Below are 14235 nucleotides of genomic sequence, written 5' to 3' on the forward strand. Positions count from 1 at the left end.
CGGCAATGAGGGATAATAGCGTTGTCTTCAGCAGTGGCACATTATGGCAACAGGCATCGCCCCCGGTTTATTGATTTTGCACGGCAACCAGCTCGAACAGCTGCGCGCGGCGGTGTTCCAATGGTTGCGCGCCAATCCGCTCGACCCGCTGGAAACGGATATCCTGCTGGTGCAGTCGAACGGCGTGGCCGAATGGCTGAAGATCGCGCTGGCCGAGGAGGGCGGCGTGTGCGCCGCCACGCGCGTGGCGCTGCCGGCGCGCTTCCTGTGGGAGGCCTACCGCGGCATGCTGGGGCGCGAGCATGTGCCGCGCATTTCCGCCTTCGACAAGGGCCCGCTGACGTGGCGTCTGATGCGCCTGTTGCCGGGCCTGTTGCGTGACGATGCGTTCGCGCCGCTGCGCCACTTCCTGAAGGATGGCGATGCGGAGCGCCGGCTGCAGCTGGCCGAGCGCCTGTCCGACCTGTTCGACCAGTACCAGGTGTACCGCGCCGACTGGCTGGCCGACTGGGCCGCCGGGCGGGACCTGCTGCGTTGCCCACGCGGCATCGTGCACGCGCTGCCCGGGGGCCAGCGTTGGCAGGGCGCGTTGTGGCGCGCCGTGATCGGCAGCGTTCCGGCCGAGGAGCGCGCGCTGGGCCGCGCCGGCGTGCACACGGAATTCGTGCGCGCCGTCGAAGCGGGCATGCAGCCGGCCGCGCCGCTGCCGCGCCGCGTGGTGCTGTTCGGCGTGTCCGCGCTGCCGTACCAGACCTTGCAGGCGCTGGCCGCGCTGGCCCGCTTCACGCAGGTGATCGTCGCCGTGCCCAATCCCTGCCGCTACCACTGGGGCGACATCATCGACGGCCGCGACCTGCTGCGCGCGGCGCGGCGCCGTCATCCGCAACGCAACGGCGTCGACCTGGCCCAGGTGCCGATCGAGGCGCTGCACGCGCACAGCCATCCGCTGCTGGCAAGCTGGGGCCGGCAAGGCCGCGACTACATCCGCATGCTGGACGAATTCGACGAAGCGGCGGGCGAACATGCGCAGCACCTGCGCGTGGACCTGTTCTCCGATGGCGATGGCGACACGTTGCTGCGCCAGGTGCAGGGCGCGGTGCGCGACCTGCTGCCGCTGTCCGAGCACCAGTTCCCCGTGCCGGATACCACTGACCGTTCGATCGTCTTCCACGTCGCGCACAGCGTGCAGCGCGAAGTGGAAGTGCTGCACGACCAGCTGCTGGCGCTGTTCAAGCACGACCCCACGCTGCGCCCGCGCGACGTGGTCGTGATGGTGCCCGACATCGACGTGTTCACGGCCGCGATCCACGCCGTGTTCGGCCAGTACAAGGGCTGGAAACAGGGCGGCGACACGCGTTTCATCCCGTTCGCGATCGGCGACGTCAACGACCGCAGCGTGAACCCGCTGCTGGTCGCGCTGGAATGGCTGCTGCGGCTGCCGCAGCAGCGCTGCCGCCAGAGCGAGGTGCGCGACCTGCTGGACGTGCCGGCCGTCGCCACGCGCTTCGGGCTTGCCGAGGACGACCTGCCGACGCTCGGCCTGTGGATCGAAGGCTCCGGCGTGCGCTGGGGCCTGGACCGCGGCCACCGCACCGGGCTGGGGCTCGGCACGGCGGGCGAGCAGAACGCATGGATCTTCGGCATCCGCCGCATGCTGCTCGGCTATGCGAGCGGCGACGGCGCGGCCTTCGGCGACATCGAGCCGTATGGCGAAGTGGGCGGCCTGGATGCGGCGCTGGCCGGGTCGCTGGCGCAGCTGGTCGAAGCGCTGCTGGCGTGGCGCGAACGGCTGGCGCAGCCCCGTTCGCCGGCGGAGTGGGGCGAGCTGGCGCGCGCGCTGCTGGCGCAGTTCTTCGATGCGCGCGAGGAGGCCGACCGCCTGACGCTCAACCAGCTGAACGAAACGTTGAACCAGTGGCTGGAAACGTGCGAAGGCGCCGGCTTCGACGAGGCGGTGCCGTTGTCCGTGCTGCGCGAAGCGTGGCTGGGCGCGCTGGACGAGCCGTCGCTGGAGCACCAGTTCGTGTCCGGCGGCGTCACGTTCTGCACGCTGATGCCGATGCGCGCCGTGCCGTTCCGCGTCGTCTGCCTGCTGGGCATGAACGACGGCGACTTCCCGCGCCGCGCCAGCCGCGCCGACTTCGACCTGCTGGCGCTGCCCGGCATGGCGCGCCCGGGCGACCGCTCGCGCCGCGACGACGACCGCTACCTGATGCTGGAAGCCGTGCTGGCCGCGCGCGACGTGCTGTACATCAGCTGGTGCGGCCGCAATGCGCGCGACAACAGCGAACAGCCGCCGTCCGTGCTGGTGGCGCAGCTGCTCGATTACCTGAAGGCCGGCTGGTACCTCGACCTGGCCGAGCGCACCACGGAACACGCGCTGCAGCCGTTCTCGCGGCGCTATTTCGAGCAGGGCGGCCTGCTGACGTACGCCGGCGAATGGCGCTCCGCCCACGCGGGCGCCGGCGCCCACGCCGACATCGACCTGCCGCCGTACGAGGTGGACGAGCGCTTCCGCCTGAAGCTTGCGGGCCTGGCCGCGTTCCTGCGCCAGCCGGTGCGCTACTTCTTCCAGCAGCGCCTCGGTGTGCGCTTCGCCGAGTCGGCGTTGGTCGGCGAGGACGAGGAACCGTTCGCGCTCGATGCGCTGCAGCGCTACTTCCTGGAAGACGTGCTGCTGGGCGACGACGGCGCCGAGCGCGAGGAAGACGTGCGCACCGCGCTGACGGAACGGGCGCAGCGCCTGCAGCGCGAAGGCATGCTGCCGATCGGCCTGATCGGCGACCGCGTGCGCACGGCGCTCGTCGAAGACGTGCTGCCGGCGCGCCGTGCGTGGCTGGCGCTGCGCGCACGCTACCCGGAGGCGGCGCCGAAGCTGCCGGTGGGCTTGACGTTGTCCGGCATCGTGCTGGAAGACTGGATCGACCAGCTGCGCACCGACGGCACCGCTACGGTCTGGCTGGCGCAGATCTCGTCGAAGGTGCTCGACAAGGCGGGCCAACCGCGCGCCGACAAGCTGGTGCCCGCGTGGCTGCGTCAACTGGCCGCCGCCGCGCAGGGCATGCCGGTGACGGGGCTGCTGGTGGCGCGCGACGCCGTCGTCACGATGGCGCCTTTGGAGACGGAAGCGGCGCGCGACGTGCTGGCCGACCTGGTGGCGCTGTGGCGGCAGGGCATGGATGGCCCGCTGCCGGTGGCCTGCAAGACGGCGCTCGCGTTGATCGGCGGCGGCGTGCCGCGCGACGCCTACGAGCATGGCTTCGACCGGCGCGGCGAAAAGGACGACCTGTGCCTGTACCGCTTGTGGCCTGAATACGGCGACCTGGCCGCCGAACCGGCGTTTGCCGCCACTGCCCAGGCCCTGTATGGCCCGCTGCTGGCATGGCAGGCCGAGTGCGTGACGGTGCAGCCGATCGGGGGAGGGGAGGCATGAGCCGCCTGCTTGAACCCCTCGCGTTTCCCCTGCATGGCTCGCGGCTGATCGAGGCGTCGGCCGGCACCGGCAAGACGTGGACGATCGCCGCACTGTACCTGCGCCTCGTGCTGGGGCACGGCAATGAAGCGGCCTATGTGCGCCCGCTGCTGCCGGCGGACATCCTCGTGATGACGTTCACCCGCGCGGCAACGCGCGAGCTGTCGAACCGCATCCGCGAACGGCTCGTTGAAGCGGCGGCATACTTCCGCGGCCAGGCGGACAATGCGGACCCGTACCTTGCCGCGCTGCTGGACGCTTACCCGGACGAAGCGGCGCGCCTGCAGGCCGGCCACCGGCTGATGCTGGCCGCCGAGACGATGGACGAGGCGGCGATCTTCACGATCGACGCGTGGTGCCAGCGCATGTTGCGCGAGCACGCGTTCGACAGCGGCAGCCTGTTCGACGAGGAACTGATCACGGACGAGCAGGCGCTGTTCGAGGATGCCGTGCACGACTACTGGCGCCAGCACGTCTATCCGCTGAAGGAGCCGGCGCTGGGCGCGCTGCTGGAATGCTGGCCGGACGTCGCGCGCCTGAAGACGGCGCTGCGCGACCTGGTCAAGCGGGCCGAGGACGGCTGGCACCGCGATGGCGATACCATCGAGCCGCTGGGCGCGCTGATCGGCCGTTCGCTGCGCGAGCGCCAGGAGCTGCTGGCCGCGTTGAAGGCCGGCTGGGCGGAACGCGCGGACCGGATGGAACAATGGCTGGAGCGGCAGAAGGCCGCCAAGCTGCTGAACGGCCGCATGATGAACGCGGCCTGGCTGGTCGGCTGGTTCGGCGCGCTGCGGGCATGGGCCAACGATCCGGCGCAGGTGGCGTTGGACTTGAAAAAAGGGTGGGAGCGGCTGGCCCCGGATGGCGTCGGCGAAGCGTATTCCGGCGGCGAGGCGATTCCGGAGGACTTCGATGAACTGGTGCGGCTGCGCACGGGCCTGGCCAACTGCGAGCCGCTGGCGCACCGGCTGCACCGGCACGCGGCAGGCGTCGTCGCCGAACGGATGGCGGAACTGAAGGCGCGCAACCGCCAGTTCGGGTTTGCCGACATGCTGGTGCGCCTGCAGGAAGCGCTGGAAGGGCCGAACGGCGCCGCGCTGCGCGAGCGCATCACGCAGCAGTACCCGGTGGCGCTGGTCGACGAATTCCAGGACACGGCGCCCACCCAGTACCGCATCTTCGATTTGCTGTACCGCGTGGCCGCCAATGACCCGCAACTGGGCCTGTTCCTGATCGGCGACCCGAAGCAGTCGATCTACGGTTTCCGCGGCGCCGACATCCACAGCTACCTGGCGGCGCGCCGCGCCACCGAAGGCCGGCACTACCAGCTGGGCACGAACTACCGCTCCACCCGCGAAGTGGTGGAAGCCGTCAACCGGATCTTCCTGCATGCCGAGAGCACGGCCGGCGGCACGGGCTTCGCGCGCGGCGCGTTCCGCTTCCGCGACGGCATCGTCAACCCGTTGCCGTTCGAGCCTGTCGATGCGAAGGGGCGCGGCGAGCGGCTCGTTGGGGTCGAAGGTCAGCTGCAGGCGCTGACGGTGTCGTGCAGCGACGTGCTGGACCTGAAGGCGGACGACTACCGCGACTTCTTCGCGCACCACTGCGCCGAGCACATCGTGCAGTTGCTGAACCATCCCGGCACGGGATTCGACGGGCCGGACGGCTTCCGGCGCCTGGAGCCGGCCGACATCGCGATCCTCGTGCGCGACCGCAAGGAAGCAACCGCCGTGCGGCGCGCGCTGCAGCAGCGGCGCGTACCCAGCGTCTACCTGTCCGACAAGGATTCCGTGCTGGAGTCGGACGAGGCGCAGGACGTGCTGCGCTGGCTGGCGGCATTGGCCAATCCGCTCGACGGCGCGCTGGCCCGCGCGGCGCTGGCCACGCGCACGGCCAACCTGCCGCTGGCGGAACTGGCGCGGCTGTCGTCGGACGAACTGGCGTGGGAACAGCGCGTCGAGCAGTTGAAAAGCCTGCACACGGTGTGGCAGCGCCAGGGCGTGCTGGCGATGCTGCGCCGCTTCATCCACGAACTGGGCCTGCCGGCCGCGCTGCTGGCGCAACCGGGCGGCGAGCGGCGGCTGACGAACCTGCTGCACCTGGCGGAACTGCTGCAATCGGCCAGCCGCCAGCTGGACGGCGAACAGGCACTGATCCGCTGGATGGCCGAGCAGGTCGAAGGCGAGGGCGCGGCCGGCGACGAGCAGGTGTTGCGGCTGGAGTCCGACGCGGAACTGGTCAAGGTCGTCACCGTGCACAAGTCGAAGGGGCTGGAATACCCGCTCGTCTACCTGCCGTTCGCCGTCACGGCGCGCAAGGTCGAAAAGCGCAACCGCAGCTTCTTCGAATACACCGATGGCGACGGCGTGCGGCGCATCGACATGGCGCTGTCGGACGAAGCCCATGCCGCCGTCGAAGCGGCCCGCATCGAGGAAGAACTGCGCCTGCTGTACGTGGCGCTGACGCGCGCGCGGCACTTCCTGTGGCTCGGTGTCGCGGCGCTGCCCGGCCGCAAGGAAGGCAGCAATCTGCTGCATGAATCGGCGCTCGGCTACCTGCTGACGGGCGGCGAACACCTGCCGGCCGAGGCGCTGCGCGAGCGCTGGCAGCAGCTGGCCGGAGACTGCGGGGCGATCGGCATCGCCGGTATCGGTGCTCCCGAACGCATGACGGTGCTGAACCGCGTGGAGCGGCGCGCGCCGCTCGTCGAGACGCGGCCATACGACGCCCAGTTCGAGCGCGACTGGTCGGTAGGCAGCTTCACGTCGCTGGCGCGCGGCACACAGGCGGCACCGCGCCACGCGCTGGAGGAAACGCTGCTCGAAGGCGACGACAGCGCCACGCTGCCGGCTGGCGACGACGCACCCTGGCATCGTTTCCCGCGCGGCTCCGTGCCCGGCAACTTCCTGCACGAGCAGCTTGAATGGCTGGCGCAGGAAGGCTTCGCCAGCGTGCACGACGCCACGTTCGAGCAGCGCATCGGGCGGCGCATCGAGCGCGCCGGCTGGGGCCACCGGCTGGACGACACGATCGCCTGGCTGCGCGCGGCCGTCACGACGCCGCTGCCGCCGCTGGGCGTGCCGTTGACGGAGATCGGCGCCGTGCTGCCCGAGATGGAATTCTGGTTCCCCAGCGAGCGGCTGGCGACGGGCGCGCTCGATGCCCTGTGCCGGCGCCACCTGTTGGGCGGCATCCCACGTCCGGCGCTGCCGCAGCGTGCGCTGCACGGCATGCTGAAAGGCTTCTCGGACCTGGTGTTCGAGCACGCCGGCCGCTACTGGGTGCTGGACTACAAATCGAATGCGCTGGGCGCCAACGACGCCGCGTACCACGCGCGGGCGCTGGCGGGTGGCATGGCCGAACACCGCTACGACGTGCAGGGGGCGATCTACCTGCTGGCGCTCCACCGGCTGCTGGCGGCCCGGATCGGCGCGGCCTATGACCCGGCCACGCACCTGGGCGGCGCCGTGTTCTTCTTCCTGCGCGGGATCGGCAACGCCACGACGCGCGGCTGCCATGTGCTGGAGCCGGATGCGCTGTTGCTGGACGAACTGGACGCACTGCTGCGCCGCACCGGAGACCATGATGATTGACCAGGACGCCGAGCACGGCGCGCTGTTCGCGGCGATCGACACGTTGACGGAAGGCGGCAAGCTGCGCCGCCTGGCCGGCACGTTCGCCCGCTTCGTCGCCACGCTGGGCCACGCGCCGGCGCCGCTGCTGCTGGCTTCCCTGTTGCTGTCGGAACTGGAAGGGCGCGGCCACAGCTGTCTCGTGCTGGCCGACCTGGCGGGCGATCCGTCGCCGCAGCTGGGCTGGACGGACGGCGAATGGACGGCGCTGCGCACCGCCGCCGCGGCCGGCGGCAAGGGTGCGCTGCCGAAGAACGCCAACGGCTGGCGCGCCGCGCTGCAGGCGTGCGAGCAGGTGTGGCCCGTCGGCGACCTGGATTTCAACCAGCCGCTGGTGCTCGACGGCGAGCGCCTGTACCTGCGCCGCTACTGGCGCGACGAGGCGACGGTGGCCGCGTCCGTGCGGGCCCGCGCGGCGGTCGGCCACCCGGTCGATGCGGAAGGCGTGCGGCGCTGGCTGGACAAGCTGTTCGACCACGCGGCCCGCGATGGCGGGACGGACTGGCAGAAGATCGCCTGCGCCGTCGCGCTGCGCAGCGACCTCGCGGTGATCACGGGCGGCCCCGGCACCGGCAAGACGTACACGGTGGCGCGGCTCTTGGCGCTGCTGTTCGCGCAGGCGCCCGATGCCACGGCGCTGCGCATCGCGCTGGCCGCGCCGACGGGCAAGGCGGCAGCGCGGCTGAAACAGTCGATCGACACGGCGCTGGACGACCTGGCCGGCAAGCTGGGTGCCGCGCTGCCGCTGCGCGAGCTCGCCGGCCGGATGGGCGCCGCGCGCACTTTGCATAGCCTCTTGGGCGCGCGGCCGGACACGCGCAGCTTCGCGCATCACGCCGGCAATCCGCTGGACGTGGACGTGCTGATCGTCGACGAGGCGTCGATGGTGCACCTGGAGATGATGGCGGCGCTGCTGGCCGCGCTGCCGCCGCATGCGCGGCTGATCCTGCTGGGCGATAAGGACCAGCTGGCGTCCGTCGAGGCGGGCGCCGTGCTGGGCGACCTGTGCGCCCATGCCGAGGAAGGCAATTACGACGACGCCACGGCCGCCTATGTGCACGCGGCGGCCGGCGAGACGATCCCCCCGTCGTTCCGCGAGCGCGACGGCGGCCCGCTGGCGCAGCGCATCGTGATGCTGCGCCAGAGCCGCCGCTTCGGCGGCCCGATCGGCGCGCTGGCCACGGCCGTCAACCAGGGCGACGCCGATGCCGCCCGCGCCGTGCTGCGCGGCGACAGCGGCGGCAAGCTGAAATGGTTCGAGGGCGCCCGCCCCGGCGACGTGCTGGCGCTGGCCGTCGACGGCCGGCCCGGCACCGGCGCCGGCTATCGCGAGTACCTGGAGCTGGTGCGGCAAGGCCCGGGCGCGGCGTACGACGAGTGGGTCGCGGCCGTGCTGCGCCGCTTCGAGCGCTTCCGGCTGCTGTGCGCCGTGCGCGAAGGCGAGTGGGGCGTGGCCGGCCTGAACGAGGCGATCGAGCAGAAGCTGGAGCAGGCGCGGTTGATCGCCCGGCGCGGCGAATGGTATGTGGGCCGGCCCGTGATGGTAACCCGCAACGACTACGCGACGGGCGTCTACAACGGCGACATCGGCGTCACCTTGCCGGACCCGCAGCGCCCCGGCTCGCTGCGCGTGTGGTTCTCGGACGGCGACACGGTGCGCAGCGTGCTGGCGACGCGGCTGCGCAATGTGGAGACGGCGTTCGCGATGACGGTGCACAAATCGCAGGGCTCCGAATTCACGCACACGGCGATGGTGCTGCCGCCGCAGGCGAACGCGATCCTCGCCCGCGAGCTGGTCTACACGGGCATCACGCGGGCCCGCGAGTTCTTCACCTTGGTGTCGCCGAACGCCACGGTGCTGGGCCAGGCGATCGCCGGCCGCACCCAGCGCGCCAGCGGCCTGCGCGAGGCGCTGGGGATCTAATCCGCTACCAGGTGATGTGCACGGACGGCGCGCTGCGTTTCGCCGCGCCATGGAACACGGCTTCGATATTGTTGCCGTCCGGGTCCAGCACGAATGCGGCGTAGTAGCCGGGGTGGTAGGGCCGCTCGCCGGGCGCGCCGTTGTCCTTGCCGCCGGCGGCCAGCGCGGCCTGGTAAACCGCGTCGACCATCGCCCGGTCCTGCGCCTGGAACGCCAGGTGGTGGCGGCCCGTCAGCGCGCCCTGCGCGGTGTCGCTGTCCTGGGCCGACACGAACAGCTCATCGGCCCAGAAGTAGTCGGGCGCGCTGCCGCCAATGGGAATGCGCAGTACCTCGAAGATGGCGGTATAGAAGCGCTGGGAAGCGGGGAGGTCGCGCACGACCAGCTGGATGTGGTCGATCAGGCGGCCACGGTGGATTTCCTGGGTTTCCATGCTGTGCTCCTTGGTGAAGTGAACGAGGCAGCGAAAACGGCTGAAATCGGCTAAAAAGGCAGTGTAGGAAGAAATGCCGGAGGAATCAATGCGCGTGGCTCAAGTGGCGCAGCGCCAGCACAGCAGGGCGCCATCCTCGTCATCGACGCGCTGGCCGACGGTGGCAAAGCCGGCGCGCAGCAGTACCTTCTGCGAGGCGATGTTGTCGATGCCGGTCTCCGCCGTGATGGCATGCACGGCCGGCTCGGCGCGCGCCCACGCGACGATCGCGGCGATGGCCCGGCCGGCGCTGCCGCGTCCCTGGCTGCCGGGCGCGATGCCGTATCCGATGTCGATGACGCCGCCTTCGGGCGGCCGCGTGACGGAACACATGCCGACCACGACGTCATCCTCGACGATCAGCCAGGAAGCAGGCTCGAACGTGGCACGCACGGTGGCGGCGACGTCCGCCAGCATTTGCAGGACTTCCGGCGGCGCGATCGGCGTGTCGGCCAACCGCAAGCCGCGCGGCGCCGTGCCGCGCAGCAGCGCTTCGTAATCCTGGGCGGTGGTGGCGAGGATCATGGGTCTCCTTCTACATATTCTTGATCTGCATCATGTGCAGTGTTGAGTACGGCAGCATACCATCGGTTCAGGCCATCCCCTGGAGCACCCCCGTGAAGAAGTTTCCGATCACGCCAGTCCACCCCGAACGCGTCTGCTGGGGTTGCGACAAATACTGTCCCTCCGACAAGCTCGCCTGCGGCAACGGGTCCGAGCGCACGCAGCACCCGTCCGAACTGTTCGGCGACGACTGGATGGAGCCGATCCTGCCGTTCAATGAAAAAGCCGGCGCAGGGCCGGCTTCGAAATAGGGCGGGGCAGCTTACATCGCTGCCTTGCGGCGGCGCGATTTCTTCTTCACCACGGCCTTCTTGCGGCCATTGTCGCGCGACACCTTCATCACCTGCGGGCCATCGTCGCCCGTGATGAAGCGGCGGATGTTCAACGCATCCATCACGCGGGCGGACGACGCCTTCGCGTTCAGCAGCACCATCGTCGCGTTCTTGCCGGCGGCCTTGATGCGCATGATCAGGCAGCGGCCCGCTTCCTCCGTATAGCCCGTCTTCGACAGGCCGATCTCCCAACCCTTCGCGCCCACCAGGCGGTTGGTGTTGTGGTACTCGACCTGGCGGCCCTTGATCTGCATGATGTCGCTCTTGTCCGTCGTCATCCGGGTGATTTCCGGATAGCGCGCGGCGGCGGACGCCATCTTGACGAGGTCGGCGGCGGTGGACTGGTTGTTCGGCGACAGGCCAGTGGGCTCGTCGATGCGCGTGCTGGTCATGCCGAGCGCACGGATCTTCGCGTTGACGGCCGCCTTGAACGCGGCCGGACCGCCGGGGTAGGTGCGCGCCAGCGCGGCGGCGGCGCGGTTATCGGACGACATCAGCGCCAGGTGCAGCACGTCGGCGCGCGCCAGCGTGGTGCCGACCGGCACGCGCGAGGTGCTGTGCTTGAGCATGTCGACGTCTTGCTGTTCGATGCTGATCTGTTCGTCCATATCGAGCTTCGAGTCGAGCACGACCATGGCAGTCATCAGCTTCGTCAGCGAGGCGATCGGCACGACGGAGTTCGCGTTTTTCTCCAGCAGGACCTTGCCCGTGTCGTCCTCGACGACAAGGACGGATTGGGAGCCGAGCGGAACGGCGGCAAGCGCGGCGGCGGAAGACGCCAGCAGCAGCGCGGCAACAATTTGTTTGATCATGTTCTTTGCGGAAATGCGGTGGAAAGGCGAGGTGCTGTGCAGCAATATTCCAAGGCGAGAAGATAGCACGCGATTGACCGCGAAGTCCAGACGATGTCAGCCGTGTGCGACGTTTCGATACAAAAAACCGGCCTTTTCAATCAGTACGTTACGCTCTTTTGTTCGCTAATTGGCTTAGCTTTTTCATTACAAGCTCGGCGGGCGGAGGCAAGGGGAATGTCGTGCGACAGCTGAGGGGCGGGAAGGTGTGTTCAGTGTCCATGCGGTAAGTCTCTGATTTGGAACGATAATGCCGCGTTTGGTCGCCCGTATGCGACGCGTCATGCATCAGCAAAAAAAAACGCCCGCGTGGCGTGGCGGGCGTTGCAGTCCTGATTCCAGCGCCGGTGCGGCGCCAGGAAACGGACGGTGTGACTTATTTCGACGTATAGATCTTGTCGAACTCGCCGCCGTCGTCGAAGTGGCGCTTTTGCGCCGCGCGCCAGCCGCCGAACACGTCATCGACGGTGAACAGCTTGATCGGCTTGAACTGCGCCGCGTATTTCTTCGCCACGGCCTGCGAGCGCGGGCGCAGGTAGTGCTTGGCGATGATTTCCTGGCCAGCTTCCGAGTACAGGAAGTTCAGGTAGGCGGTCGCTTCCTTACGGATGCCTTTCTTGTCGACGACCTTGTCGACGACGGCCACCGGCGACTCGGCCAGGATCGACACGGACGGGTAGACGATGTCGAAGTTGTCGCCGAACTCGGCGCGCACCAGGTTCACCTCGTTCTCGAACGTGACCAGCACGTCGCCGATCTGGCGCTGCGTGAACGTGGTCGTCGCCGCGCGGCCGCCGCCGTCCAGCACCGGCACGTTCTTGAAGATCTTCGTCACGAGTTCGCGCGCCTGCGCGTCGTTGCCGCCGTTTTGCAGCACCGAGCCCCACGCGGCCAGGTAGGTGTAGCGGCCGTTGCCGGCCGTCTTCGGGTTCGGGATCACGACTTTCACGCCCGGCTTGGCCAGGTCGGACCAGTCCTTGATGCCTTTCGGGTTGCCCTTGCGGACGAGGTACACCATCGTCGAGTAGCTGGGCGCCGCATTGTTCGGGAACTTCTTCGCCCAGTCCTTGGCGACGAGGCCGCGGTCGGCCAGCATGTCGATGTCGTTGGCCTGGTTCATCGTCACGACGGAGGCTTCCAGGCCGTCCGCCACGGCGCGCGCCTGCTTCGACGAGCCGCCGTGCGACTGCTTGATCTCGATGCTCTTGCCGGTCTGCTGCTTGTACTGGGCTTCGAACGCGGGGTTGATGTCCTTGTACAGCTCGCGCGCCACGTCGTACGAGACGTTCAGCAGCGTGACGTCGGCCGCAATGGCCGGCGCGACGCCGAGGGCGCCGGCGGCGAACACGGAGGCCAGCAACAGCCGGCGGCTGCGTTGGAAGACTGCGCTAAATGCGATTTTTTTATTTGCCATGGTGTGCTCGTGTGAGAAAACAGATATCAATGGTCCGCCAAATCCCATCCGCAGCGATACTAAATTTTCGTAATATGCTTAGATCAACACGGCGCGCGAGCCGGCCGGGGCAGCGGACGACGGTCCTTCGCGCTCTGGTGTATAGTCCGGCCCAGTACCTTGCTTCACGTGTTTTCACGAGTTCACATGAGTTTCGACATCCGTCCCGCCGTCCCTCCCGATGCCGCCGCCGCCTGCGAGGTGCTGCGCCGCTCCATCACGGAATGTTGCGTGCAGGACCACCAGAACGATCCCGACATCCTTGCCGCCTGGCTGGGCAACAAGCACCCGGCCATGGTTGCGTCCTGGTTCGAATCGCCGACCAATTATTCGCTGGTCGCCGTGCGCGGGGACGACATCGTCGGCGTGTCGCTGTTGACCGGGGCGGGCAAGCTGGCGCTGTGCTACCTGTTGCCGGAAGCGCAGCGGCAGGGCGCCGGCAGCGCGCTGCTGCGGCGCTTGGAACGGCAGGCCATCGAACTGGGCATGAAGACGCTGTACCTGCACAGCACGGCCACGGCGGAAGGCTTCTTCGCCGCACACGGTTACCGCCGTGACGGCAACGTGCGCTCGCCCTATGGCGTCGAAACGATCCTGTTCTGGAAGCCGCTGGCCGAGGGCGCCGAGCCGGAGTCGAAGCGCAAGCGCTTCTGTAATTGCAATTCGGCCTGACGCGGTTCAGCTTGAATCACGCCCGCCACAGCACGGCGGACGCATCGTCCGCCCGCTTCACCGTCGCGCCCGCCGAGGCGCCTGCCTCGTAGGCCCGCAGCCGCGCCAGCGCCGCCGCCAGGCCTTCGTTGACGCACAGCCCCATCAGCGCGGCCGGCGTCAGCAGATCGTACGGATCGACCAGCCGATAGAACCCATCCGTCATGCCCAGGATGACCGCGCCTCCCGGCAGGTCGATCGCATCGCGCCGTGCCGCGAACGGTCCCTGCGGATGCAGACACAGGATGGTGGGCGCCGCCATCGCGTTCTGCTGTTCGCGCCGGGCGCGCAGCATCGGCAGCAGCGCCGCGTGGCGCGCGGCCGGATCGTCGAATCCGGCAGCGTTCAGTCGGGCGATCTCGGCCGCCAGCACGGCCTCTTGCGGATTGACATAGGGATCGAGGTCGCGCACGGCGCCGTCGGGCAGGCCCAGCAGGGTCTTGCAATCGCCCAGGCAATACAGCCGGGCCTGGCGTCCGGCGATGCGGATCCACGTCAGCGCCGCGATCGGCCATGCATGGGCGGGCACGTCGCTGCCGGCCGTCAGCGCGGCAAACTCCGTGCGCACCGTGCCGATGGCGGCATGGACGGCCGCGTGCTGGTCCAGCCCGGCCTTGATCGCCGGCCCCAGCGCCGCGCTGAAGCGCCGCACGAACCAGGCCACGTCGCCGGCGGCATCGGCGTAGTTGCGGTCGGCCACCGACGTGGCGCCGTCCAGCACGATCAGGTCGGTCACGCCGGCCGTTTCGAACACGGCGATGTGGTCTTCGTTGTGGTGGGGCAGGGCGCCCTGGCAGACGACGTCCGGTTGCATGCTTTCCTCG

The 14235-nt window shown here is 69.1% G+C and carries 10 protein-coding genes; 5 read left to right on the forward strand and 5 right to left on the reverse strand.

The window, feature by feature from the left end:
- Nucleotides 1–43 precede the first annotated feature (43 nt).
- From recC to recD, 3 genes are read left to right on the forward strand one after another with little or no spacing between them, the layout of a single operon-like run.
- Nucleotides 44–3433: an exodeoxyribonuclease V subunit gamma gene (recC, locus tag IP92_RS05995; RefSeq protein ID WP_145873623.1), complete on the forward strand. Its 3390-nt coding sequence runs from the start codon at nucleotides 44–46 to the stop codon at nucleotides 3431–3433.
- Entirely contained in the window at nucleotides 3430–7065 is a 3636-nt protein-coding gene (gene recB, locus IP92_RS06000) for an exodeoxyribonuclease V subunit beta (protein WP_145873624.1), read from the forward strand. The genes recC and recB overlap by 4 nt, the downstream gene beginning before the upstream one ends.
- Complete coding sequence (gene recD, locus IP92_RS06005; RefSeq protein WP_145873625.1) at nucleotides 7055–9028, forward strand: exodeoxyribonuclease V subunit alpha; 1974 nt, start codon at nucleotides 7055–7057, stop codon at nucleotides 9026–9028. The genes recB and recD overlap by 11 nt, the downstream gene beginning before the upstream one ends.
- 4 nt (nucleotides 9029–9032) lie before the next feature.
- On the opposite strand, the gene IP92_RS06010 is transcribed toward recD, so the two are convergent.
- Both IP92_RS06010 and IP92_RS06015 read right to left on the reverse strand, forming a co-directional pair.
- A complete protein-coding gene (locus IP92_RS06010) occupies nucleotides 9033–9461 on the reverse strand; it encodes a VOC family protein (protein WP_145873626.1) in 429 nt (142 codons plus the stop codon).
- Nucleotides 9462–9560: 99 nt separating this feature from the next.
- The gene (locus tag IP92_RS06015; protein WP_145873627.1) at nucleotides 9561–10025 is read right to left on the reverse strand and encodes a GNAT family N-acetyltransferase; all 465 of its coding nucleotides are present in this window, start codon (nucleotides 10023–10025) and stop codon (nucleotides 9561–9563) included.
- Between the two features lie 92 nt (nucleotides 10026–10117).
- On the opposite strand from IP92_RS06015, the gene IP92_RS06020 reads away from it, so the two are divergent.
- Nucleotides 10118–10315: a DUF3079 domain-containing protein gene (locus IP92_RS06020; protein WP_229418654.1), complete on the forward strand. Its 198-nt coding sequence runs from the start codon at nucleotides 10118–10120 to the stop codon at nucleotides 10313–10315.
- Between the two features lie 11 nt (nucleotides 10316–10326).
- On the opposite strand, the gene IP92_RS06025 is transcribed toward IP92_RS06020, so the two are convergent.
- Both IP92_RS06025 and IP92_RS06030 read right to left on the reverse strand, forming a co-directional pair.
- Nucleotides 10327–11208 (reverse strand): serine hydrolase, encoded by an 882-nt coding sequence (locus tag IP92_RS06025; RefSeq protein ID WP_145873629.1) that lies wholly within the window; start codon nucleotides 11206–11208, stop codon nucleotides 10327–10329.
- A 415-nt stretch (nucleotides 11209–11623) separates the two neighbouring features.
- Nucleotides 11624–12661: a sulfate ABC transporter substrate-binding protein gene (locus tag IP92_RS06030; protein ID WP_145873630.1), complete on the reverse strand. Its 1038-nt coding sequence runs from the start codon at nucleotides 12659–12661 to the stop codon at nucleotides 11624–11626.
- Nucleotides 12662–12847: 186 nt separating this feature from the next.
- On the opposite strand from IP92_RS06030, the gene IP92_RS06035 reads away from it, so the two are divergent.
- Nucleotides 12848–13372, forward strand: a complete 525-nt coding sequence (locus IP92_RS06035; protein ID WP_145873631.1) for a GNAT family N-acetyltransferase — start codon at nucleotides 12848–12850, stop codon at nucleotides 13370–13372.
- Between the two features lie 16 nt (nucleotides 13373–13388).
- Here IP92_RS06035 and IP92_RS06040 read toward each other — a convergent pair whose 3' ends face one another.
- A complete protein-coding gene (locus IP92_RS06040) occupies nucleotides 13389–14225 on the reverse strand; it encodes a protein phosphatase 2C domain-containing protein (protein ID WP_145873632.1) in 837 nt (278 codons plus the stop codon).
- Nucleotides 14226–14235 lie beyond the last annotated feature (10 nt).

The organism is Pseudoduganella flava, from assembly GCF_007830495.1.
Taxonomy (GTDB): Bacteria; Pseudomonadota; Gammaproteobacteria; order Burkholderiales; family Burkholderiaceae_D; genus Rugamonas; species Rugamonas flava.

Coding starts and splice junctions, on each gene's coding strand:
- recD (WP_145873625.1), top strand. CDS start 7,055: ATGATGATTGACCAGGACGCCGAGCACGGCGCGCTGTTCGCGGCGATC.
- recC (WP_145873623.1), top strand. CDS start 44: ATGGCAACAGGCATCGCCCCCGGTTTATTGATTTTGCACGGCAACCAG.
- IP92_RS06030 (WP_145873630.1), bottom strand. CDS start 12,661: ATGGCAAATAAAAAAATCGCATTTAGCGCAGTCTTCCAACGCAGCCGC.
- IP92_RS06035 (WP_145873631.1), top strand. CDS start 12,848: ATGAGTTTCGACATCCGTCCCGCCGTCCCTCCCGATGCCGCCGCCGCC.
- IP92_RS06010 (WP_145873626.1), bottom strand. CDS start 9,461: ATGGAAACCCAGGAAATCCACCGTGGCCGCCTGATCGACCACATCCAG.
- IP92_RS06015 (WP_145873627.1), bottom strand. CDS start 10,025: ATGATCCTCGCCACCACCGCCCAGGATTACGAAGCGCTGCTGCGCGGC.
- IP92_RS06040 (WP_145873632.1), bottom strand. CDS start 14,225: ATGCAACCGGACGTCGTCTGCCAGGGCGCCCTGCCCCACCACAACGAA.
- recB (WP_145873624.1), top strand. CDS start 3,430: ATGAGCCGCCTGCTTGAACCCCTCGCGTTTCCCCTGCATGGCTCGCGG.
- IP92_RS06025 (WP_145873629.1), bottom strand. CDS start 11,208: ATGATCAAACAAATTGTTGCCGCGCTGCTGCTGGCGTCTTCCGCCGCC.